This window comes from Plantibacter sp. CFBP 8775 (genome assembly GCF_014839505.1).
Lineage (GTDB): Bacteria > Actinomycetota > Actinomycetes > Actinomycetales > Microbacteriaceae > Plantibacter > Plantibacter auratus.
Genome location: NZ_JACYNV010000002.1, coordinates 806,783 through 829,845, shown reverse-complemented (window position 1 = coordinate 829,845; position 23,063 = coordinate 806,783). Strand labels below are relative to the sequence as shown.

The following is a 23,063-nucleotide window of genomic DNA, read 5'->3' as shown; positions in this document are numbered from 1 at the left end:
CGGCGCGATGGTCGAGCCGGCGGCGGCAAAGGCGCGGAGGGGCGCTCGCAATCTTGATGATGGGGTATCGGTCGACCGAAGCTCGCGACCTAGGCTGTCAGCGTGGAAACTCCTGAGCATGCATGGCACTATACAACTGCACATGGCCTCCTAGAGATCGTCAGACGCCACCGCATCTGGGCAACTTCCGCGGCGTATATGAACGACCGCAATGAGATCCGAGAGGGGCGGGATGCGATACGTCGCGCCCTGGAGAAGCGAAGGCCTCAGCTCGAGGATTGGCAGCTGAAGCAGCTCGCCGAAATCGGGATCGATAGCGACCCAACACCGATCTCAGTCTTCTTGCTTTCTGCCGCCCTCGACGGGGACTCGCTCACACTGTGGAGAAGCTACGGCGCCGGCGGCGAGGCGGAGTACGCCATCGACTTCGACCCGATCGTCTCCATGTGGCCCGTGGTGCAGAACGAAGCAGAGCAGCACCCCGAACCGCCACCCGGCTACTACGAGGACGCCCGGGAGGAAGTTGAGACCGGGCACTTCGCCCAGCTGTACGATCCCGACGCGGCGTCCGTTCTCGCAAGCGGCTGGGGGAAGGTGGAGTATCTGGGCGACACTAGCCGCGTCGTCGAAGACGAACTCCAAGAGATCATTGACGGTCTGAAGAAGCCTCATGAGGACTCCTTCTACGTCATGTTCTCGGATTACCAGCAAGGGCTCGATCCCACCGTCTTCTTCAAGCAACCCGGTTTCAGTGACGAGAATGAAGTGCGGTCAACATGGCGAGTTGAGCCATGGTGGCGGTTTGTGCTGTACCGCGTAGGACGGTTTGGGATCGCCCCCTACGTGGAAGTTTCAGCGAAGAGGGGGACACAACCGCTACACCTCTGGCGCGGTATCACCCAAGACGAGGTAGGACTGCTGCCGATTCGCTCTGTTCGTATTGGCCCCACCCGTGGCGAAGACGATGCAGAAGTGACATTGCGCGCCCTGCTTGACGCGCACGGCTACGGTCACGTGGAGATTCTGCGGAGCTCCACGCCATATCGCTGAGCACAGACTCAAGACAGCGCGCGGAGATGCGCCAAGCATTTGCGATGTGACGCGTGTCACCGCCTCTGTGGACGCGCGTCGTTCGTGAGCACCGCGGACCAGCCGGCGGCATCAAGCGATCCGCCCGTGGCCGTGCGGATTACGGGCGGATCGCTTGAGAGGCGCGTTCTAGTCCGTCCCCTATGACGCGGGGCGCGACCACCGACCCCGCGACTCGGAGGTGGTGAGCCCAGCGTCGACGAGCCTCTTCATGTGCTCTCTAGAAGCCGTAAAGGTGGTGGCGTGCGTTGAACGCGGCAGGTCCACCTTCGAGGATGTTCTCTGCGAGGTCTCGAATTGATCGATCATCCAACGAACCGATTCCGTCTTCCGCCGGTTTGCCGTGGGCCCCATCGCTTTCGAGCACGACGATCAGCTCGGCATCGCCTAGGACTGGAACGTTGGCGTTGTGAGTGCTTGCGATGACTTGCCGCTTGCCCTTCAGCGCTCGGAGATGCTTCACCACGCCCTTGTACACGAAGTTATTGTCTAGGTCGTCTTCGGGCTGGTCGATGATCAGTGGGGCGTCCGAGGCTCCCAGCAGGAGCAGCAGTAGTGCCGTTGCGCGCTGGCCCTTCGAGAGCTGGTCCATGGTGCGGAGGCCAGCCGTCTCATCTACCTTCAACCGCACTTCGACAGCGAGGCCGACGGATAGCTCCTCAAGCTCCCTCGCGAGCGGCTCTCCTGCGGTAGCGAGGTTGTTGGCTTGAGCGCCTTTGATGTCGAGCTTTGACAATTCTGTAGTGCCACTTCGGATGGCGTTGGCCAGGACGCGCGGCGAAAAACCGGCAGCTTGAATCGCAGCTGTGATCTGGGTTCGTTGGCCGCTGACGTGTTCCTTGATCAGATCGAGAATGTGGTCTCGGTCGGACGAAGGGGTGGGGCTTACGACTACGACACCGCCGGTCGCGTCGTTTGCGGCGCGCACCGATCTGTGAAGATGCTCCGTCGAGCGAGTCTCGTACGCGCGAAGCTCCCCGAGCAGCGAGTCGCGCTCGGCCGCGAGTCTCTTGATTTCTGCCTTCTGTGTTCGAAGTCGCGGTTTGGAAGCCTTCAGCGTTGCCAGCTCGGACTTTGTCGCCACAAACCGACCAGGATCAAGACCTCGCTCGGTGAGGTCGCGCAGGACCTCCCCGTAGCTCGCTTTCTCCTCTCGAGTCGACTCCTCCCACTCGACCTTCGCAGCGGTCACTTCGGCCTGCGCCGCGGTGAAGGCCGCGTCTGCCCCCTTCTGCAGGTCGGAGAGCGTCTTCGAGAGTTTCGTGAGGGCGCCGCTGACTCTCTTCAGTTTGTCGCTCTGCGGCGTCCCGTCGATGTTGTCAACTGCCGCGGTGAGCTCCGCCACTGCTGATGACTTGATGTACGTGTCATGACTTGCCTGCGCGGCTGCAAGTCGCTTGTGCCCCTCCACGAAGACTGCTTCATCCTCAGCTAGCCGTTGCTGGCCCGCTAGCTTGGCTGGGACGTCGGTCTGCTCGTAGTGCCCAACCTGTTCTTCCAGCTGATCCGCGCGGTCAAGATCTGCTTCCAGTGTGGAAGCCAATTTCTCGGCTCGCTGCAGGTCTTCGCGATTTTCCTGTAGGCGAGCTCGAAGGTCAGGCAACTCGGCGTCCTGAACCTCTGACCCGTCGAAGCGTCGCACGAGTTGCGCGATGCTTTGGGAGTCGCTCGCGAGCTCTGCCAGTTCATGCTGGCCGAAGACTTCGACCGCTCCGATCGCGAAGGTCGGAGTGAGTTTCGTACGTTGACCCGAAGCATCAAGAACAACGGGCAAATGTGGCACCTCGCGCTCGATGGTGAAGCTCTGGACGGTGGGAGAGACGCTCTCGACTTCCACTCGCACGATGGTTCCAGCGTTGAGGACATGGTCGACCATGCTCTGGTGGTCCTTCGCCATCTGCCTTGACAGCGGCTTGATGCCGAGCGCGTAGCGGATGCTCTCGATCACCGTGGATTTGCCTGCTCCTCTGCCGCCGATGAGCGTAGTGAGGTCGGATGACACAGGGACGGTGACGCCGTCCAAGTATCCTCCAACCCAGGACACGCCCGTGATGCGCGCGCGTGGAACGGCAACTGGGTCTTCGAGTGACACGCGCGTTTGGGGTGTGCGTACCGCCAATTTCAGGCTCTCCAATGACGGGGAGCTCACCTTGAACCACGAACTTGCTCCTGGGGTTCGCAATTGGCGTGGGCCCATTACGTCGTCCGCGTGAAGTATCGCCAGCGGATGGACGCGCTCGAACATCCCGGTTCCGTCGATCACAGCTTGTTGGTCCCGGGTCTCGTCGGCGCCCGGCGAGACCCCGATCGCATGAAGATTGTCGTTTCGGATCATGGTCGCGAGCGGTTGACCTGATCTGGTCGTCAACAAACCGGCTGGATTCGTGTTGACGTGCGCGGGGATCGGTAGCGCTCCGTCCGCCGTCATCTTGTCCATGATGTCCGCGAAAGAGTGGCCAACCGTTCCGTTGTCGCACCCCGGGCGAGCACCGCATCCGCCGATGGATGCATTGATGGCGTCGAACGGTGTCCCTGCTTCGAATAGCACGAGGATGTGGATGCCCTCGGAAGAGTTAGCTTCAAACCCTGGAAGTACAACGAGGCCTCGGGCCTCACCGGCAGCGATGAGGCTCTTAGCCGAGTCCACTCGCCAGTGATCCGTCACAGCTATGACCGTTATGCCAAGGACTTCGCACTCGTCTATGAGTGCGGTGTTATACGCGTCCTCGGTCTCAAAGTAGTCGCTTGGACTGCTCCGCCCCTGGTAGCTGAACGGGTTGACCTGAAGTGCGGCTCGAATCCACTGAGCACCTAGTGACGCCATCGCATTTCCCCCTGAATGTCGCTCTGTGAGTGCGGCAGTGCACCTGCGGCGATCATATCTGGCGCTGGAGAAGTTGAATTGACTGGTGTCGACAATGAGGGCTGTGCACTCTGGAGGAGCCAGCAATCTCCGCTGCTACTCTGATCCATTCTCGACTAACTGCTGGACCCGCGCTGTCGACCCACCCTGTGCTAGCCACATCTGCGGAGAACGTCGGTGGCCATTGATCTGGAGCTGCTGCGTTGGCGTGGTCATGAAGGTATGTACGTCGGCCCCACTCCAACCTGTCGGAAACAGGACGGTCAGGCTGCGTAGGTGCGGCAGTGTGCTGCGATCCTGACCGAACTGCCAACACGGATATCTGCGTTTCCCTCCAACTGAGAAGAAGTAGAGGTCGCCGGCTTGCGCACGACGACGGACTTGGCGAAGCCCGACGCCGAGGAAGACTGCTAACTCGTCGTCACTCATCGAGCCCACGACCGCGTGCAGAATCGCTGTCAGGGCGGCGTGTGGTGCTGCCTTCCGCAGGTGCCGTTTCGATGCGCTCTTCGTCGGAGCAGGGAGTCGCATCAACATGGGTCCGACCAGAGGGTCATCGATGGCGGCGGAGAGGGATCGGAGTATGGCGACTATCAGCTTCGCATCCCGACCTTGCCTGAGTGACGCCTCGAAGAGGCGGACAAATGCGGCAGCCAGCGCCGCTTCGCTTCCTGACTCGAAACCGGGGTTTGAAGAAGGTGAACTGTCTCGCGAGCGATTTGACGTCATCGCGGTCAGGCTGCTCGAAGTGCAGCCGCGACCAGCTCGGGGTCGCCACCGTCAGTGAGCCATTGCACAGGAGTCAGCGGTGCACCGTGATGCGGAGCGAATACCCGTGGCGTGCGCATGAACCGGTGGATTCGCTCGAGTGACCAATCGTGAGGCATCGCCGCCAGCACGATTGCAATGCCCGGTACTACCGGCCTGTCTGGTTCAGTTGAGAATTGCCAGTCGGGGAAGTGCAACTCACCGTCGTGATCCACACTGTGCAGGTAGCCAGCGTTGCTAAATCGTTTCAAGGCGGAGGGCGTCAGGCCGAGCCTCGTAGTGACCTCCTGTGCAGTTAGAGATACCAGCTGGGAGCTGCTCAGCGCGGTCGGTGAGTCTTCACCCGATCCCGGCGCTCTCGGCGGCCGCAGCTCAGGCGCCGGGGGAAGGTTCGCGATCGGCCTCAACGCACCTGCATGATCGAGCAAATTGGCCCCAGCTTCGGTCTTCCGAGCTGTCTGTAGCTGGCGAGACCTCTCACGGAAACGCGGACCAACCCGGAGGCTCCGGGTGACGTGCTTTTCGAAACCGATGTACCCGCGTCGACGCCATTCGATGGTCACGTGCCCGCGGAACCTGCCGCTTGCATCACGTCGTTCGGCCTTGTCCCAGTCTGGCGGGAGGAGCGACGGGAGTCCTCCCGCGTCTGGCAGGAGGTGCTCAAAGAGCTCTCGAAAAGTCGGACCATGGGCGTGGCGACGCCGATAGTGAGCGACGAAGATCGAAGCTCCGAGACCCCATTCATCTGCAGTGTCATCATCGGTGAACTGCTCGAAGATGTACTTCCATGGGCCTGGAGGAGAGCACGCGGTAGCCGCCCACCAGATAGGAAATGCCGTTGTCTGCATTCTCGCCGTCACAATCGAGGTCGCACGCGCTGGGCCCGCTCCACGGTGCGACCGGCGTCGTGAGGCGGGCAGCACACGTGCAGAGTGGAGGAGATCCGGCGGAGGGTCGATTGTTTCGTATGGCCAACGGAATTATGCCATACGGATTAGGCCATGATCGGTCGTGCTCTTCGAAACGCTTGGACGGTGGCACGGCGACGAACGGAACAGAGGGCTGACTGGGCACTGTTTGCCCAGCAGTTTGCGACGTCGTTGCGTGCAGCTCGCGAGCGCCGGAGCCTCACTCAGGAGGATGTTGCGTACCGTGCCGGCCTCACGCGATACACCTATCAGATGTACGAGAAAGGGGAGTCGAGGCCGGGCACTCCCGTCAACCCCTCCTTGCGGTCCCTTCTTGGGCTCGCTCAAGCCCTCGATGTCAGCCTGAGCGACCTGATTCCCGACGACGCTCCGGATCTGCGCCGTCGCTGATCCCGCATCTGGTTCGTCCGGATGGTCGTGATCAGCTCTGCACGTTCTTCGAGAACATCAGTCGACGCAAGGCCTCGGTCTTTCCTTCAACTTCGGCTTCGAGCGTGTCCCGAGTCTCGACCAGCGCTGCGATGCGTCGGTCTCGCTCGTCCATCCCGGTAAGGAGTTTCGAGTTGACCTCCTCGAGCTCGCGCAGTCTGGGGATCAGCTCGCCAACCGTGCTGCCTTCCGCTTCTGCGCCCAGTTTCGCTCGCAGGCGCGCCTTCAGCTTGGCAAGTTCTTGTCTGAGCTCTCTCAACTCTTCACGCGCAAGAGCAAGATCGGTGCGGAGTGAGGCTGCGGTTCGGTCGGGTGCCTGCACCGGATTGGCTGGAACGATCCCATCCCGCTGTTGTTGAGCTATCGCGCGTTCGGTCGCACTCCGAAGGTCTGGCACGTTGTAGATCAGCCAGGTCGACACCCTGGCTTCTCTAGCCACGCGGGCGACGGAGACACGGATTCCTGCCCCGAGGAGATCCGCGATGGTGAGCAGCGCGCGGGATCGCTTCACTTCGGAGTCTTGAGCCCGTGCTGCGCGCAAGCGGTCTATCCGATCAACCCGACCGGCGATCCGATTAGACATCTCGACTCCGAACGACTGTCATGGGGATCATGGGTCGGTTCGCGCGAACCTTACGTAGTGCAACGCTCGCCTCGTTGACCGCCTCCCGTTCGTCGTCCGGGAGCGTCGCCACCTGTGCTTTCATCGCACGGATGATTTCGTCGTAGCCAGCTATTTCTTCTCGCATGCTTGCTAGAACCCACGGCGCAGCTGAACCGGCAATCTCAATCATGGACAGAGTAGCGCGAAGTTGTGTGACGTGTTCGAGCATCCCTGGAAGAAAGGACGGGTCAGGCCTGTACATGCTGCAACCCGAGCAGCGGAACCGAATAGGGCAGGCGTGCCCACCCGCCTTGACGTTAGACGGATCTGTGCAGTTCCCCCAAGGGACGGCGACGGAGCCCACCTCGTAGGAGGCGGTTGAGAGCATGGGAGCCGGCTTTCCATGCCAATCGACTGACATGGGTGACAGTTTCGCGATAGCCGCACGTTTTCGTTTCGCTGAGACCACGTAGTAGCCCATCGTTGTCATGAGGCTTCGATGGTCCATCAGTTCGCGGAGGGTATCCGGATCCACTCCGGCGTCGGCGTGACGTTGCGCGTACGAGTGACGGAAAGAGTATGGCTCGATCTTCGCGTTGTACACGAGGTAACCGCCGTTTGCGAGGTCGGGCACATCGTCGTCGAGACGGTTTGCGCTCGCGACCAACGTGTCAACTGCACGCGCTAGACCACCTGGAGTGAGATGACGGTCGGCGTCGATTCTGCCTGCTGACGGAGACGGGAACAACCACTTGTCGAACGCGGACGGCAGATCGAGAGTCTGCCTCACCTTTTCCCACTCGAGGAGGGCCTCACCGGTGTCGCGTGTGATCGGTATCTTCCGCCTCTCCCTGCCCGCTTTGTGGTTGTCGTACTCGAGTGTGTAGTCGATAACTGTCCCGTCGCCACCGGCGGGAACAGAGCGCGACACACATCCGACCTTCAGAGAGCAAATCTCGCTTGGCCGGCGCCCCGTGTCGATCAGGGCCCTCAACGCCGCTTTGTGCAGCAGCGTGAGCTGGTACCCGTTGATCAATGCGCCCGTCTGGCCTTTTGACTCAGGCATAGATCCGACGGCACGCGAGAGTTCAGCAACGACACGATACGGAAGAGCCCGGCCCGGCTCGTCGTCGATCAACTTGTACGAGCGTCGTACCGCATGATCCGGCGTAACTGTGAAACTGGGCGGAACCACCTCCATGAGCTCCGCATCCCGCAGGTAGTGGAGGGTTCGCCTAATCGCTGTCAGGTACCGGGAGCGCTGTACACCGCTGTAGGGTTCCCCGTTGTCCTGCTTGAGGCCGTTCAGCAGGTCGAGCATTTTCTGAATGTCCCGCCCCTTCGCGGTGGTGGGGTCGTCGCCATCGCGACGCAGTGAGAGCGCGCGGCTCAGCACCGTGAAGGCACGGATGTGCACGAACAGCTCGTCCGTCGTGGGCATCATGTCTCTGGCCCACTGTTTCACTAGTTCTCGCAACCAGTTCTGACGGATCGGTCGGAAATCGGCGGGCGGTCGTTGCGTTGAAAACTTGGCCTCATTGCCTCCATTCCGCTGGCCGTTTCGATGCTTGGTCGACTGAAGGCCAATCTGAAACGTGTCCCAAAGATCGCCTTCTGTGGGGTCGACTTGCAGGTAATCTGCGTGCCCGTATCGGACCCAGGCGGCGATCCGGCGAACGAATGATATTGCGACGGTCTGCCGTGTTGGATGGAGGGAGCCGAGCGCCCGCTCCACATACCCAGGTTCCAGGGACGACGATCCTGACCGCGCAAGGTGGCGCCCCATCCAGGTCACCAAGCGTGGATTAATCCCGTAGCCTGCGCGGTCCTCAACCTGAAGAGCAAACAGGACCTCTGATCGAAGTGGTTCGGGCAGTGGTGCCAGAGAGAATGTACCGAGGACTCGAAGCGAGGGCACCTGCGATGCAAAGTCCTCTTCTGTTAGCTCCGCGTTCGGGTCTGAAGTCTTGTGACGGCTGCCGTGGCTGTAACAGAGGACGGTTGCCGATGTGTTCCGCTCGCGGTCGCATCCTGGGACAACACACTTATCGAGCGCTGGGCGAGGGGCGAGGTCGGCGGTCGCTAAGTAGGCAGAGACAGGTGTGCCGAACGGTTTACCGTCCCTGAGCCACCACCTGTAGTGGTTATGACACAGCCCGTACGACCGCGATTCGCGCTCGCATTGCTTCTCGTCTCGCACGACGCTGCAGCGCCCCGGGTGCAGTCCCTGCGGTCTTTGAAGCCTTGGATCGGGAAGCGCGGCACGTCTCTCGATCTCTTCCTCTAGCAGCTTGACGTCCCGGCCGTGAGTCCGGAGGAACGTCGAACATCCAGCGCACCTCCCCCCGTTCCGAACATCGGTGAAGAGCTTGCACCCCCGAGTCGAGCAGCGATAGATCCGTGTGCTTGGTTCGTCGGGGTTGCCCACGAACAACCAAGTTGCGGCCGTCCATTCGCCACTACGCCAGTTGGGATCGGTACGATCATGCAGATAGCCCAACCACGTTGGCGCCGAGGATGCGGCAGCATTGGGTTTCGGCAGCCAGGGCTGCGCTGCTGTGTTCATTCGACAACCTTCACGGTCGCCGCGCCCCTCTCGACGGCTGCACGCATACGTTCGTTAGACGTATGCGTGTATCTGCTCGTCGAGGCGGGGCTCGCATGTCCGAGGAGAGTTTGAGCGACATCGATCGGCGTGTCGTTCTCTATCCAATGGGTGGCAGCAGTGTGGCGAAACAAATGTGGGTGCAAGTGGTTCACATCAGCCCTGCGGCCGGCGCGCTGCACCAAGCCGTACGCTGCAGAGTACTTCATCGGTGCGCCGATCTCCCCCGCCCACAGGTTTACGAAAACGTAATCTGAGTCGGTGGCATGAGCCACAGACTCTCGTTCTATCTGAGCGTCTCGGTACGCACGAACGACCTCGCCGCCGACCGGCACGTGCCTGCCGTGGCTTGACTTCGCTAGAGCGCCATTCGCATTGTCTTCACGTCGGACGACGTGCACGTGTGCGCCGGCCAATTCACATCCGAGAGTGGTCGAGTCAGGGAGGAAGTGCATGTCAGAGCGCCGCAGCCCAAGCGCTTCTCCGATCCGCATGCCCGTTTCGCTGAGGAGCAGCAGCAAGAAGGCATCACGGATTCGGATCGCAGCAGAAATGGTGTGTCCAACCTGGGCTGCCGTGAGCGTCTCTGGGGGCCGGGAGGTCTCGCGTGCTCGAAGTTCTTTGACACGCGCAAAACGGAACTGACCTCGCTCTCCTGCATCGAAAGATGCAGGCATATGACGGAGATGGCGCGGTTCGACGAGACGCTTCGACACGGCTTGATCGATGAGCCCAGCTCGCCCGCAGTACCGGAGGAACTCGAACACAGCAGTCAAGTACTGATTGACCGTGCCTGCGGATCGCGTACTTCTTTCACCACGCCCCCCTATCGTCGCAGCCTCGACCAGGGCGGGCCTCGCCTCCAAATGCCACTTGAAGCGAGCCAGCTGTTTCACCGTCACGGTCCGCCAGTCGCAGCCCGGCGAGGTGTCTGCCCAGTTGAGGAACACGGCCACTCGCGGCAGGTAGGTACGAATGGTGTTTTCAGATTTACCTGCACCGTTGAGGTGGAGAGCGAAGTCTCGCGCTTCCGGCATGATCTCGAGGGTTTCGTCATCCAGGACCAGCCATACTGACCGGCCGGTGAGGGGCAGCACTGCTCGCTCGGTGCGGTACCTGGTCAATTGCACCTCCGTGTCTCGTTGGGTCATGATACTTCCGAGGCACCTAGGCTTCGCGGGCTGTATCTCCCATGCCTCGTGATCAGGCTCGACCTAAAGATAACTGCGGATCCTCCACCCGCATGTCGTCGCTCTCCAGTCGCGCCAGGCCAACTTGGAGGGGGCCGGCGGCATCGACCTCGAACGCCTCCTGCGCGAGGCCCTCCGCATGCGTCCCGACCGGCTCGTCCTCGGCGAGTGCCGGGGGCCCGAGGTGCGCGAGCTGCTGTCGGCGCTCAACACCGGACACGACGGTGGTGCCGGTACCCTCCACGCGAACTCCGTGACCGACGTGCCCGCCCGATTGGAGGCGCTCGGTGCGCTCGCCGGCATGAGTCAGGAGGCCGTCGCTCGTCAGGCGGCGAGCGCGATCGGACTCGTCGTGCATCTGGCACGGCTCCCGGTCGGCCGGCAGGTGGTCGCCGTCGGCCGTCTCCTGATCGACGAACACGACCGCCTCTCCGTCGAGGAGTTGCCGTGAGCCGGCTGCGGGTCCTGCGGCGGGTGATCGCGGCGCTTCCCGGCGCGGCTCCGCCCGATGACGACGGTCCCGCCCGCGTGGCGCGCACCACGCGTCGTCTGGCCGTGCTGCTGGGTGCCGGCGTCGCACCCGGCAGCGCCTGGAGGCATCTCGCCCTGGAAGCGGACGCCGATGCGCGGACCCGATCCGCCACGGTGTCCGTCGGCCTCGCGACGGATGAACCGGACGACGAAGGCGGCCCGACGAGCGATCAGCGGGCCGACGCGACGGTGCTGTCAGCGGTGGCCGACGCTGCAGCGCACGGGGGCGACCTGCCGGCGGCGATCGCCGCCATCGCTGATCAGGAGACGGGTGCTGGCGCCCGGACGGCCTGGGCGGGCCTGGCCGCCGCTTGGCAGGTCGCTGCGATCAGCGGTGCACCACTCGGTGTCTGTCTGCGGGACCTCGCCGGGTCGCTGCGCGAGTTGGACCGCATCGGTCGCGACGTCGGCACGGCGCTCGCCGGACCGTCCGCGACGGCGAGGCTGGTGCTCTGGTTGCCGCTCGTCGCCGTCCTCCTCGGGATGGCCCTCGGCTTCGACACGCTGCGGACGCTCTTCGCGACGCCTCCTGGGCTCTGCTGTCTCGCGGCCGGCGTGGCGTTCCTCATCGTCGGTGCGCGCTGGAGTTCGGCGCTCAGCGCACGGGCGGCCAGGCGCGACCCCGCACCGGGGTTGTCGCTCGACCTCGTCGCGGTGGCGATGGCTGGTGGGGGAGCGGCGCCGGCGGCCCGGTCGATCGTCGAGGAGGCGTGCGAGCGGTTCGCCGTCCCCTACGACGGTGCCACGATCACGAGCGTCCTCGCCCTGTCGGCCAGGGCGGGCATCCCCGCCGGTGAGCTGCTGCGCAGCGAGGCGGAGCAGCAGCGTGATCAGGCGCGGTCCGACGGCGAGCGGGCTGCGGCGATCCTCGCGACCCGCCTCATGATCCCGCTCGGGGTCTGCATCCTGCCGGCCTTCCTCCTCGTCGGTGTCGCTCCGCTCCTCCTCAGCGTCGTCACGTCGACGACGCTCGGCCTCTGACGAACTGTTCGACGCCGACCTGCCTGCTTCCGTCGCGGGACTGCTTCAGTCGCGGGAGCGTGGCAGTGCGCGCCAGCAGCGCGCTCCGACGAGCACGGCGACGGCGATGATCACGATCGGCACGAGGATCCACGCGACGTCACCGGACCAGCCGACGCCGATGCCGTCCTCGTTCGCGAAGGCGAGCACATCGACGAAGAAGAACCGTGCGTGCGCCTCATCGAGCGCCGACTGCTCGACCACCGCGAGCATCCCGAGGGTGAACAGGGCGAACGAGAACCAGTAGGCGAGGATCGCGACGCCGCCCCAGATGACCCCGATCGACCAGGTCGGTCGCAACCTGGCCGGGTCGTCGGCGTAACGGGCGGCCAGGGCGCGTGGTGAGCCGAGGTCGGCCAGGGCGATCGTCATCGGTCGCCGATCGACCGAGAGTTCGTCGCGGAGTGAGCGGATGATCGAGCGGCGTTCCCGCCCCGTGACCACAGCTTCGAGGTGCCAGTCGAGGCGCTGCAGGTACGAGTCGCGTCGCCAGCGGTCCGCGAGGCTCAATCCACGGGCAGCGCGCTCGGCGAGCAGGTCATCTGCCGTCGGGTGCTTCTGGTCGATCATGCTGATGCTCCTTCAGGGTCGATTCCTCGTTCGGCGATGTCGGTCATCGCCCTCCAGCGAGCGATGGCGTCGAGCCTCGCCGCGTCTCCTCGTTCGGTGATCGCGTAGTACTTCCGAGCAGGGCCGCCCGAGGAGGCGACCCGACGCGCGGTCACCAGTCCGTCGCGTTCGAACCGGCTGAGGACTGGATACACGACTCCGGTCGCCAGATCGGCGAGACCGAGGGCTCGGAGCCGTTCGACGAGCTCATACCCGTAGGTCTCACCGCGGTGCACGGTGGACAGGATGAGCATCGGCAACACGCCCCGGAGGAGTTGCGAGTCGCGCGCCGCCAACTGTTCATCCATGACTATTACTCAAGCATGAATAGCGGTTGGATGCAAGGCGAGATCGCTCCACAACCGGCCGGTCGATGCGGCCCGTCACCGACGTCGGCTCCGCTCGCGCGTCGCTGGACGCGTTCGCCGAACATGGAGGTGTTCGTGCCACGAGCGCAGCACTCCGGTGCGGGGAAGGAACACCATGATCACGATCGGTCGACGAGTCGAGCACAGCGTCAGGCGCGAGGTTCGGCGCGTCCTGCAGGACGAACGGGGATCCGCCACGGCGGAGTACGCGGTGGCCACGATGGCGGCCGTCGGGTTCGCCGGGCTCCTCGTCGCCATCCTCCGCGGAGACGAGGTACGGGGCATCCTCACCGACCTCATCCGACGAGCCCTGACAGCGAACGGCTGAGCCGTGCGGTTGCAGGTGCCGGCATGGCGTTCGGAGGACGGCGCGGTGACGGCGGAGTTCGCAGTCGTCGTGCCGGCCGTCGTCCTCGTGCTGGCGATGGGGCTCTCCGCGGTGCAGGTGGGGCTGACCCAGCTCCGTGCGACCGACACCGCGGCGGACGCCGCCCGGAGCCTGGGGCGAGGCGACGACGCCGGGACCGCGGCGAGTCGGGTCGCGCGCGTCCTGCCGGGGGCCACCATGACGAGTGGCGTGGAGGGCGACCTCGTCTGCGTGCGCGTCGACGCCGTCGGCGGGTCCGGCCTGGCCGGCGTCGTCCCGGTGTCGGCATCCTCGTGCGCCATGGGCGGCGGCCGATGAGCGTGAGGTGGCGCCGCCTGGTCCTCCGCGCGGCGCGAGCCGTGCGCGACGAGACCGGGGCCGGGTCGGTTCTCGCGGTAGGCATCCTCGGCGCCCTGGTCGCCGTCCTCCTGGCGATTCTGCCCGTCGTGACGCTGTTCGCCGCTCATCAGCGAGCGGCCAACGCGGCCGACGCAGCCGCGTTGGCGGCAGCCGACACCGCGTCCGGCCGCCTCCCAGGCTTCCCCTGCGAAACTGCTCGCATGGTCGCGGCGCGCAATGACGCGTCGCTCGGCACCTGCAGTGTGGAGGGCGTCACCGTCCTCGTCGACGCCACTGTCGACACGGCCTTCGGCGCCATCACGGTCGCCGCGAGAGCCGGACCTCCTCCGGCGGCGTCCGGTGCCGTCGTCGGGGTGCCCGTGACCGCCACCTATTAAGAGGTAGCGGCGCGAACGGTCAGTCCTGACCGGAGTCGGTTGTGAAGACCGCCTCCAGGAAGCGGTAGTCGACGGCGCTCGGGGCACCGGAGTCGTCGTACTCCTCGCCGGTCGTCCGGGCGTACCGGTAGACCTTGCCGGCGGTGCCGCTCGGCACGTCGACGGTGGGCGTCGGTGATCCGTGGTCGCTGAGTCGGGCGCTGATCGTCTTGCCCTCCAGTGGACCGTCGGTCAACTTCACGGTGTAACTCGTCTGGGTACTCATGGCAGACATTCTGCTCCGAACGCCGCAGAACGCAAGGGGATGGACACGCGCGTGGCCGCCCCACGATTGGACAAGCCTGCTGTGCACGTGTGTATGGTGTGCCTGATGGAAGGAGCCTCGTGGCAGGCAAGAAACTCGTGATCGTAGAGTCACCGACCAAGATGAAGTCGATCGCCGGATATCTCGGTGACGACTACGAGGTGCTGTCCTCGGTCGGTCACATCCGCGACCTCATCGAGCCGAAGAACCTTCCCGCCGAGCTCAAGAAGGGCTCGCTCGGCAAGTTCTCGGTCGACGTCGACAACGGCTTCGAGCCGTACTACGTCGTCTCCGACGCGAAGAAGAAGACCGTCGCGGACCTCAAGCGCGCGCTCAAGAACGCCGACGAACTCCTCCTCGCGACTGATGAGGACCGCGAAGGCGAGGCCATCGCGTGGCACCTCCTGCAGGTCCTGCAGCCCAAGGTCCCCGTCAGCCGCATGGTCTTCCACGAGATCACCAAGGACGCCATCCTCGCCGCGAAGGACAAGACGCGGCCCCTCGACACCGACCTCGTCGACGCCCAGGAGACCCGCCGGATCCTCGACCGTCTGTACGGGTACGAGATCTCGCCCGTGCTCTGGCGCAAGGTCGGCCCCGGACTGAGCGCCGGACGCGTGCAGTCCGCCGCCACCCGACTCGTCGTCGACCGGGAGCGCGAGCGCCTCGCCTTCCGCGCAGCCTCCTACTGGGACGTCATCGCCCGCTTCCTCCCCGAAGCCGACGCCACCGGAGCGCCCTTCACCGCACGTCTCGTCCGGCTCGACGGCGACCGCGTCGCCACCGGCCGCGACTTCGACGACCTCGGACAGCTCAAGGGCAGTGCCGTCCCGCTCGACGAACAGCGGGCCACGGCGCTCGCCGCAGCACTCGAGCAGTCCAAGGCGACCGTCCTCTCCGTCGAGTCCAAGCCGTACTCCCGCCGGCCGGCGGCTCCCTTCACGACCTCCACGCTCCAGCAGGAGGCCGGTCGCAAGCTCCGGTTCTCCGCTCGCCAGACGATGAGTGTCGCGCAGTCGCTGTACGAGAACGGTTACATCACGTACATGCGTACCGACTCGCCCTCGCTGAGCAAGCAGGCGATCGACGCGGCCCGGATGCAGGCTGCTGCCCTCTACGGTGCCGAGACGGTGCCCGACAAGCCTCGCCTCTACAGCGGCAAGAGCAAGAACGCGCAGGAGGCGCACGAGGCGATCCGTCCCTCGGGCGACACCTTCCGCACGCCGTCCTCGCTCGCCTCGACGCTCCGCGGCAACGACTTCAAGCTGTACGACCTGATCTGGAAGCGCACCGTCGCAAGCCAGATGGCCGACGCGAAGGGTTCCACCGCGACGATCACGCTCGAGTCGAAGACCGACGTGGGCCGCGCCGAGTTCACCGCGTCCGGCACCGTCATCACCTTCCGTGGTTTCCTCGCCGCTTACGAAGAGGGCCAGGACGAGGACCGCAACTCGCAGGACGACGCGTCCGAGGCGAAGTTGCCGCCCCTCACCGAAGGCCAGCAGCTCGGCATCGAGGACCCGGAGGCGAAGGGGCACGAGACCTCGCCGCCCCCGCGGTACACCGAGGCCAGCCTGGTGAAGCGACTCGAGGAGCTCGGCATCGGGCGACCATCCACGTTCGCATCGATCATCTCCACGATCATCGACCGCGGCTACGTGACGCAGCGCGGCCAGGCGCTCATCCCCAGCTGGGTGGCGTTCAGCGTCGTCCGTCTCCTGGAGGAGTACTTCGAGGAGCTCGTCGAGTACGACTTCACCGCGGAGATGGAGAACGACCTCGACCGGATCGCCGGCGGCTCGGTCGACCGCGTCGACTGGCTCAAGGGCTTCTACTTCGGTGACGACTCGGGTCGCGGCCTGCGTCAGGTCATCGACAACCTGGGCGACATCGACGCCCGCCGCATCAACTCGATCGTCATCGACGACGGGGTCACGCTCCGCATCGGCAAGTACGGCCCGTACCTCGAGGTCACGCCCGACGGTCCGCCGCCGGCCGAGGGTGAGGAAGCCCCGACGCCGCGTCGGGTCAACCTGCCCGAGGATCTCGCGCCCGACGAACTGACACCAGCGAAGGCGCACGAGCTCATCGACGCACCCGTCGTCGGCGATCGCGTCATCGGCGTGAACCCGACGACCGGCAAGGAGATCGTCGCGAAGGACGGACGCTTCGGCCCGTACATCACCGAGGTCGACCCGGAGCCCGAGGCGGAGCTCTCCGTCGACACGGCGACCGGCGAGGTGACCGAGCCTGCTGCGGGTGCCAAGAAGAAGGCCCCCGCCAAGAAGAAGGCGGCGGCCGAGAAGCCCCGCACCGCGTCGCTCTTCAAGTCGATGGACCTCGCGACCATCGACCTCGAGACCGCGCTCAAGCTCCTCGACCTGCCTCGCGTCGTCGGCGCCGACCCCGAGTCGGGCGAGGAGATCCTCGCGCAGAACGGTCGCTACGGTCCGTACCTGAAGAAGGGCACCGACACCCGGTCGCTCACCTCCGAGGACGACATCTTCGCGGTCGACCTCGCCGGTGCCGTCGAGCTGTTCGCACAGCCCAAGTACGGAGCCCGGAAGGCGTCGAGCGCCCTCAAGGAGTTCGAGGCCGACCCCGAGAGCGGGAAGCCGATCAAGATCAAGGACGGCCGCTTCGGCGCCTACGTGACCGACGGCGTGACCAACGCGACGATCCCGCGTGGCGAGGAGGTCGACGACGTCGACTTCGAGCGAGCGGTCCAGCTCCTCGCGGACAAGCGCGCGAAGGGCCCGGCGAAGCCGAAGGCCGGTCGTAAGGCTCCCGCGAAGAAGGCCCCTGCGAAGAAGGCTCCGGCCAAGAAGACCGCCGCGGCGAAGACGGGGACCGCCAAGACGGCGGCCACGAAGTCCGCGACGGCCACGTCGACCGCCCGTTCGGAAGCGGCGAAGAAGGCTGCCGCGACCCGCGCCGCGAACAAGGCGGCTGCGGCGAAGGCCGACGCCGTCACGTGAGCGAGGGAGAACGCCCTCGGGGCCTGTTCATCACCCTCGAGGGCGGCGACGGTGTCGGGAAGTCGACGCAGGCTCGACTCCTGAGCGACTGGTTCGAGCAGCAGGGGCGGACGGTCGTCCGAACCCGTGAGCCGGGCGGCAGTGAGCTCGGTGTCGAGATCCGCGAGATCGTGTTGCATCACCGAGGCGACATCAGCCCGCGTGCCGAGGCCCTGCTCTACGCAGCGGACCGTGCTCACCACATCGCCACCGTGGTGCGCCCGGCCCTCGCGAGGGGCGAGGTCGTCCTGCAGGACCGGTACCTCGACTCGTCGGTCGCCTATCAGGGCAGCGGACGCGTGCTCGACGCCGAGCAGATCCGCAGCATCTCGCTCTGGGCCGCCGAGGACCTCCTGCCCGACGTGACCGTGCTCCTCGACCTGGACGTCGCGGTCGCCCGTGGTCGTCTCGACAACGCCAACAAGCGGTTCGACCGGCTCGAGGCCGAGGCGCAGGACTTCCACACCCGGGTGCGGGAGTCGTTCCTCGCCCTCGCGGCAGCGGAGCCCGAGCGGTTCCTCGTCGTCGATGCTGCGCTCCCACCTGAGCAGCTCGCCGCCGACATCCAGGCCCGCATCGCGCCGCTCCTCTGAGCGCATGCCCTCCCGGTCCCTGAGCGCACCCCACTCCGGTTCCTGAGCCTGTCGAAGGGCACACCCTCCCGGGTCCCTGAGCCCACACCGTTCCAGTCCCTGAGCGCACATCCTCCCGGTCCCTGAGCCTGTCGAAGGGCCCGCCGGCTCAGGTCGGTGCCGCCCGGTATCCTGGACGCATGGCTTCCTGGACCGACTTGACGGGTCAACGCGACGCGATCGAGCTCCTCCAGTCGGCGTCGGACCCGGTCACGCCCAAGGGCCTCACCCACGCCTGGCTCATCACCGGGCCGCCAGGATCGGGCCGGTCTACCCTCGCCTACGCGTTCGCCGCCGCGCTCCTCAGCCGCGAGCCCGGGGGCGACGACGTCACCCGTCGTCAGGTGGAGGCGCGCACCCACCCCGACCTCTCCGCGCTGAGCACCGATCGCGTCATCATCACGATCGACGAGGTCCGCGACCTCGTCCGGAACGCCTACCGCGCGCCATCCGTCGGTCGCTTCCGCGTCATGGTCGTCGAGGACGCCGACCGCATGACCGAGCGCACCTCCAACCTGCTGTTGAAGTCGCTCGAGGAACCGCCGAGCAGCACGATCTGGGTGCTGTGCGCGCCGAGCGAGGCCGACCTGTTGCCCACCATCCGGTCGCGCGTCCGCTCGGTCCGCCTCGGCGTCCCCACCATCGACGACGTCGCCGAGCTGCTGGAACGGCGCGACGGCGTGGCGCCCGAACTCGCCGAACGCGCCGCCCGCGAGGCGCAGAGCCACGTCGGCATGGCCCACCGCCTCGCGACCGACCCCGGCGCACGGCAGCGCCGCGAGTCCACGCTCCGTGCCGTGCTCGACATCCGGAGTGCGGGGCAGGCTGTTGTCACCGCTGGTCGCCTCCTGGAGCTGGCGGGCGACGATGCGAAGGCGTACACCTCGCTCCGCGACGAGGCCGAGCGGGAGAGCACCCTGCGCTCACTCGGCGTCGAGCCCGGTCAGTCGGTCCCGCCGGCCCTCCGCTCGCAGGTGCGGGCGATGGAGGAGGACCAGAAGCGGCGCGCCACCCGCAGCCTGCGCGACGGGCTCGACCGGATCATGGTCGACCTGCTCTCGCTGTACCGCGACATCGTGCTCCTGCAGCTGGGGCACGACGCCACGATCATCAACCGTGAATTGCGTCCGGAACTCGAGGAAGCCGCTCGCCGGACGACGCCTGCGGTTACGATCGAAACCTTGGAGGCGATCTCCGTCGCCCGCACACGAATCGAAGGGAACGTCGCCCCGGCGCTGGCCTTGGAGGCCATGCTCGTGTCGGCGGTCCGGTAGGGAGCCTCTGTGACTTCGCCCAGGCAGCAGCCGTCGGACTCGACGGGATCGACCGGTGCACCCCGTCGCAGGGGTCCCGGTGCGCGCCGTACGGCGCGGGTCGCCCTGGTGGCCGGTCTCGCGGTCGCGGCGCTCACCCTGAGCGGGTGCGTGACGGCCTTCCTGCCGCCGAAGGCCGCCGAGCCGACGACGTCGTCCTCCTCGCCGGCGACGAGCGACGTCGACGCCGAGCTGAAGCCCTTCTACGAGCAGAAGCTCGACTGGAAGACCAGCGGCTGTGCCGACGGCTTCGAGTGCGCCACGGCGAAGGCGCCCATCGATTGGGACAACCCCTCGGACGGCGAACTCTCCCTGGCGCTCGTGCGTCACCAGGCGACGAACGGCAAGCCGATCGGCTCGCTCTTCATGAACCCCGGCGGACCGGGTGGTTCCGGCTACAGCCTCGTCGCCGAAAGCCTCGACTTCGCGGTCGACAAGGACCTCCAGGAGAACTTCGACGTCGTCGGCTTCGATCCCCGCGGTGTCGGCAAGTCGACGCCGGTGACCTGCCTGACCGACTCCGAGATGGACGCGTACCTGTACGACGTGACGCCGGGGAAGCGCGGCTCCGACGAGTGGATCGCCGCGAACGAGAAGGCCGCGAAGGACTTCGGAGACGCGTGTGCGGAGGAGACGGGCAAGATGCTCGAATTCGTCGACACGCAGAGCGCCGCGAAGGACCTCGACATGCTGCGCGCCGCCGTCGGCGACAAGCAGCTCTACTACCTCGGCTACTCGTACGGCACCTTCCTCGGCGCGACGTACGCGGAGCTCTTCCCGAAGAACGTCGGGCGCCTCGTGCTCGACGGTGCGATCGACCCGTCGACGTCGAACTTCGAGGTCGTCAAGGAGCAGGCCAAGGGCTTCGAGAGTGCTCTGCGCGCCTACCTCGAGGACTGCATGACGGGCAAGGACTGCCCGTTCAAGGGCTCCGTCGACAGCGCGATGACCGAGATCAAGACGCTCCTCGACGAGGTCGACGCGAACCCGATCCCCGGCGACGACGGACGTGAGCTGGGCGGCAACACCCTGCTCACGGCGATCATCTACCCGCTGTACCAGGCCGATGCCTGGCCCTACCTCAGCCAGATGTTCGACGAGGTCATGCAGGGCGGGACCGACATCGCCTTCCAGTTCGCCGACGGCTACAACGGTCGCAACGAGTCCGGCAAGTACGCCGACAACCAGACCGAGGCCTTCAACGCGATCAACTGCCTCGACTACAGCTACGACGACGACAAGACGAAGATGGCCGACGAGGCGAAGCAGCTGGAGGAGGCGGCTCCCGTGATCGGCGAGTACATGGCCTACGGCGACACGTTCTGCGCCAACTGGCCGTACCAGACGCGGACCGAGCGTGGGGAGATCCACGCGAAGGGTGCTGCGCCGATCCTCGTCGTCGGAACGACGAACGACCCGGCCACGCCGTACGTCTGGGCGCAGAACCTCGCGGAGCAGCTCGACAAGGGTCAGCTGATCACCTACAAGGGTGAGGGTCACACGGGCTACAACAAGGGCAGCGACTGTGTGAACCAGGCGGTCGATCAGTACCTCATCGACGGCACGGTGCCGTCGAAGGACCCGATGTGCAGTTGACGGCGGGATCCTGATGACCATGACGGCGCCGCCTGAACTCGGGCTCCGCGAGCGGAAGCGGCTCGCGACGCGTCGGGCGATCCAGCACGCTGTGCTGACGCTCGCGAGTGAGCAGGGGCTCGAGAACGTGACGGTCGAGGAGGTGAGCCGTCGGGCGGAGGTCTCGCCGCGGACCTTCTTCAACTACTTCGGGACGAAGGAGGAGGCGCTGATCGGCGACATCCCGCTGATCCCCGACGGCGACGCCCTGCACGCCTTCCTCACCGCCGGCCCCGCCACCGACGTGCTCACCGATCTGGGGGAGCTTCTGGCCAGGACCGTCGGTGACGCCGACGAGGACGTCGAGATCCACCATCTCCGCAAGGACGTGCTGCGCGACCATCCGCACCTGCTCGGCGCGCGGATCGCGAGCATGCGCGGCTTCGAGGAGGGCCTCTACAAGGTCGTCGAGCGTCGGGTTCTGAACGACGACCCGACGCTCGCGGAGGACGCCGAGGCACTGTTCGACCGTTGCTGGATGGTGACGATGGTGGGCTTCGCCGGCCTGCGTCACGCCTGGCGCTGCTGGGCCGATGCGCCGACGCCAGGGTCCCTCGCCGAGCGGATCCGTCGTTCTTTCGCCGAGCTGTACACGACGGTCCAAAAGCTGCGCTAACATGGATACTCGTGCGCCGGGCGACCAGCGCACGCGCCGCCCTAGCTCAGTCGGCAGAGCATCTCACTCGTAATGAGAAGGTCAAGGGTTCGATTCCCTTGGGCGGCTCCACTAGCATCACCCGGCCGTTGTCCTGGAAAACCCAGGTCAGCGGCTTTTTTCTTGCCTCGATCTATCCACGATCGCCTCGCAATTCTGGCGGGCAGGTGTGGTTTTGGGCCCGATTGACAGCAACGCTGACAGCAACGGCTGACAGCAACGCCCACGGACGCCGACGAACCGCGGCGCACGACAGTGGTCAGTCGAGGCTCGGGCCTCGGTCGGTGAGCGCGGAGTTCATCGCCGCAGAAGCGCTCTTCAGTGTCGCCGGGGCAACATGCGAGTAGATGTCGGAGGTGATCGCCATGTTCGAGTGTCCAAGGATCTCCATGACGACTCGCATCTGCACGCCCTGCGAGAGGAGCAGGGATGCGCAGGTGTGGCGCATGTCGTGAAAACGGATGCGGCGGACGCCCGCGGCCGCGATGTCCTTGTCGAAGGTTCGACGCAGGTTGCTGGGCTCGATCGGTGTGCCGATCTTCGTCGTGAAGACCAGCCCCGTGTCGTCCCACGCTGGTCCTGCGGCTCGGCGGTCGCCGTCTTGGATCGCGTGCCGCCGTCTCAGTGCATCGGCGGCACGTTCGGGCAGGGGGAGTGTTCGTCGGGAGCGCTTGGTCTTGGTGGGGCCGATGCTCATGCCCTGGCCGACGCCGGCGCGATGTGCCGTCTGACGAACCCGGAGCTCTGTTCGTTCGGCGTTGATGTCAATCCAGCGCAGGCCCAAGAGCTCGCCTCGCCTCAGACCGAGGGTGAGCGCCAGGGTATAGATCTCGGCGAACTGCGACTCACGACTGGACTCGAGGAAGGTCGAGGCATCCTCGGCAGTCCAGGGCTCAACCTCTGAGTCATCGAGTTTCGGTGCTCGGACAAGCGAGGCGACGTTCCGAGCAATGTGTTGTTCTCTGGCTGCCTCGGCGAGGATGCTTCTCAGCACTGCGTGGGCGAGTCGCACGGTGTGCGCTGATACGCCGGTGCGGGCGATGGCGGTGTGCATCTCGCGCACGTGCGCTGGCGTGATCTGCTCGAGCTTCTTTGTCCCGAGCGCGGGCAGTATGTGCTTCCCAAGGATCCATTCGTAGTTGGCGCGTGTCGTCGGGCGGAGCGCGGTCGGAGCGACGTGCTGCATCCAGTGCGCCGCGTACGTCTGCATCGTCCAGCCCGACACTGCCGTCGGCACACCGCTGTCTGTCTGCGTGATGAGGTCACGGACCTTGGCCGCGACCTCTGCCTTGGTGCGACCGTAGACCTGTCGGCGCTTCTGTGATCCGTCCGGCGCCAACACATAGGTGGCACCTGTCCATCTCCCATCGGTGCGCTTGTAGATCGACCCCTCGCCGT

19 protein-coding genes, 1 tRNA gene and 1 pseudogene are annotated in these 23,063 nt (G+C 65.5%); 13 read left to right on the top strand and 8 right to left on the bottom strand.

Translation table 11 applies throughout. The features are described from left to right. Positions 1-102: 102 nt before the first annotated feature. Positions 103-1,050 carry a hypothetical protein gene (locus IFR14_RS16360; RefSeq protein WP_191941621.1) on the top strand — a complete coding sequence of 316 codons (948 nt, stop codon included), beginning with the start codon at positions 103-105 and terminating at the stop codon, positions 1,048-1,050. 259 nt (positions 1,051-1,309) lie between these two features. On the opposite strand, the gene IFR14_RS16355 is transcribed toward IFR14_RS16360, so the two are convergent. Next, positions 1,310-3,913 (bottom strand): TrlF family AAA-like ATPase, encoded by a 2,604-nt coding sequence (locus IFR14_RS16355; protein WP_191941620.1) that lies wholly within the window; start codon positions 3,911-3,913, stop codon positions 1,310-1,312. Positions 3,914-5,721: 1,808 nt separating this feature from the next. On the opposite strand from IFR14_RS16355, the gene IFR14_RS16350 reads away from it, so the two are divergent. After that, entirely contained in the window at positions 5,722-6,039 is a 318-nt protein-coding gene (locus IFR14_RS16350) for a helix-turn-helix transcriptional regulator (protein ID WP_191941619.1), read from the top strand. Between the two features lie 31 nt (positions 6,040-6,070). Here the strand turns inward: IFR14_RS16350 and IFR14_RS16345 are convergent, their stop codons facing one another. The 3 genes from IFR14_RS16345 to IFR14_RS16335 form a co-directional block, all read right to left on the bottom strand. Continuing rightward, positions 6,071-6,661: a DUF6262 family protein gene (locus IFR14_RS16345; protein WP_249407032.1), complete on the bottom strand. Its 591-nt coding sequence runs from the start codon at positions 6,659-6,661 to the stop codon at positions 6,071-6,073. Then, positions 6,654-8,126, bottom strand: a complete 1,473-nt coding sequence (locus IFR14_RS16340; protein WP_191941617.1) for a tyrosine-type recombinase/integrase — start codon at positions 8,124-8,126, stop codon at positions 6,654-6,656. The genes IFR14_RS16345 and IFR14_RS16340 overlap by 8 nt, the downstream gene beginning before the upstream one ends. Before the next feature lie 1,118 nt (positions 8,127-9,244). Then, complete coding sequence (locus IFR14_RS16335; RefSeq protein ID WP_191941616.1) at positions 9,245-10,438, bottom strand: tyrosine-type recombinase/integrase; 1,194 nt, start codon at positions 10,436-10,438, stop codon at positions 9,245-9,247. Positions 10,439-10,511: 73 nt separating this feature from the next. Between IFR14_RS16335 and IFR14_RS16330 the strand changes: the two are divergent. Both IFR14_RS16330 and IFR14_RS16325 read left to right on the top strand, forming a co-directional pair. Further along, positions 10,512-10,989: pseudogene (locus IFR14_RS16330) on the top strand (ATPase, T2SS/T4P/T4SS family); the annotation flags it as partial. After that, entirely contained in the window at positions 10,934-11,989 is a 1,056-nt protein-coding gene (locus IFR14_RS16325; RefSeq protein WP_249407082.1) for a type II secretion system F family protein, read from the top strand. The pseudogene IFR14_RS16330 and the gene IFR14_RS16325, both read left to right, overlap by 56 nt. A 45-nt stretch (positions 11,990-12,034) precedes the next feature. Here the strand turns inward: IFR14_RS16325 and IFR14_RS16320 are convergent, their stop codons facing one another. Both IFR14_RS16320 and IFR14_RS16315 read right to left on the bottom strand, forming a co-directional pair. Continuing rightward, positions 12,035-12,598: a hypothetical protein gene (locus tag IFR14_RS16320; RefSeq protein ID WP_249407031.1), complete on the bottom strand. Its 564-nt coding sequence runs from the start codon at positions 12,596-12,598 to the stop codon at positions 12,035-12,037. Next, positions 12,595-12,945 (bottom strand): PadR family transcriptional regulator, encoded by a 351-nt coding sequence (locus tag IFR14_RS16315; protein WP_079706884.1) that lies wholly within the window; start codon positions 12,943-12,945, stop codon positions 12,595-12,597. The genes IFR14_RS16320 and IFR14_RS16315 overlap by 4 nt, the downstream gene beginning before the upstream one ends. Before the next feature lie 175 nt (positions 12,946-13,120). Between IFR14_RS16315 and IFR14_RS16310 the strand changes: the two genes are divergently transcribed. From IFR14_RS16310 to IFR14_RS16300, 3 genes are read left to right on the top strand one after another with little or no spacing between them, the layout of a single operon-like run. Continuing rightward, entirely contained in the window at positions 13,121-13,333 is a 213-nt protein-coding gene (locus IFR14_RS16310) for a DUF4244 domain-containing protein (RefSeq protein ID WP_191941614.1), read from the top strand. A 45-nt stretch (positions 13,334-13,378) separates the two neighbouring features. Then, positions 13,379-13,690, top strand: a complete 312-nt coding sequence (locus IFR14_RS16305; RefSeq protein WP_191941613.1) for a TadE family type IV pilus minor pilin — start codon at positions 13,379-13,381, stop codon at positions 13,688-13,690. Further along, entirely contained in the window at positions 13,687-14,109 is a 423-nt protein-coding gene (locus tag IFR14_RS16300) for an Rv3654c family TadE-like protein (RefSeq protein WP_191941612.1), read from the top strand. Before IFR14_RS16305 ends, IFR14_RS16300 begins: the two co-directional genes overlap by 4 nt. A 19-nt stretch (positions 14,110-14,128) precedes the next feature. Here the strand turns inward: IFR14_RS16300 and IFR14_RS16295 are convergent, their stop codons facing one another. Beyond that, positions 14,129-14,374 (bottom strand): hypothetical protein, encoded by a 246-nt coding sequence (locus tag IFR14_RS16295; protein ID WP_191941611.1) that lies wholly within the window; start codon positions 14,372-14,374, stop codon positions 14,129-14,131. A 161-nt stretch (positions 14,375-14,535) separates the two neighbouring features. Here IFR14_RS16295 and topA point away from each other — a divergent pair, with 161 nt between their 5' ends. The 6 genes from topA (at position 14,536) to IFR14_RS16265 (ending at position 21,737) form a co-directional block, all read left to right on the top strand. After that, the gene (gene topA / locus IFR14_RS16290; RefSeq protein ID WP_191942116.1) at positions 14,536-17,391 is read left to right on the top strand and encodes a type I DNA topoisomerase; all 2,856 of its coding nucleotides are present in this window, start codon (positions 14,536-14,538) and stop codon (positions 17,389-17,391) included. Then, a complete protein-coding gene (tmk, locus tag IFR14_RS16285; protein WP_191941610.1) occupies positions 17,388-18,023 on the top strand; it encodes a dTMP kinase in 636 nt (211 codons plus the stop codon). Before topA ends, tmk begins: the two co-directional genes overlap by 4 nt. Positions 18,024-18,202: 179 nt before the next feature. After that, positions 18,203-19,336, top strand: coding sequence for a DNA polymerase III subunit delta' (locus IFR14_RS16280; RefSeq protein ID WP_137243700.1), 1,134 nt, complete (start codon positions 18,203-18,205; stop codon positions 19,334-19,336). Positions 19,337-19,345: 9 nt separating this feature from the next. Further along, a complete protein-coding gene (locus IFR14_RS16275) occupies positions 19,346-20,971 on the top strand; it encodes an alpha/beta fold hydrolase (protein ID WP_191941609.1) in 1,626 nt (541 codons plus the stop codon). A gap of 19 nt (positions 20,972-20,990) precedes the next feature. Further along, positions 20,991-21,626 carry a TetR/AcrR family transcriptional regulator gene (locus tag IFR14_RS16270; RefSeq protein ID WP_191941608.1) on the top strand — a complete coding sequence of 212 codons (636 nt, stop codon included), beginning with the start codon at positions 20,991-20,993 and terminating at the stop codon, positions 21,624-21,626. A 35-nt stretch (positions 21,627-21,661) separates the two neighbouring features. Further along, positions 21,662-21,737, top strand: a tRNA-Thr gene (locus IFR14_RS16265). 187 nt (positions 21,738-21,924) lie between these two features. Here IFR14_RS16265 and IFR14_RS16260 read toward each other — a convergent pair. Continuing rightward, positions 21,925-22,875 carry a site-specific integrase gene (locus tag IFR14_RS16260; protein ID WP_274598651.1) on the bottom strand — a complete coding sequence of 317 codons (951 nt, stop codon included), beginning with the start codon at positions 22,873-22,875 and terminating at the stop codon, positions 21,925-21,927. Positions 22,876-23,063: the final 188 nt, after the last annotated feature.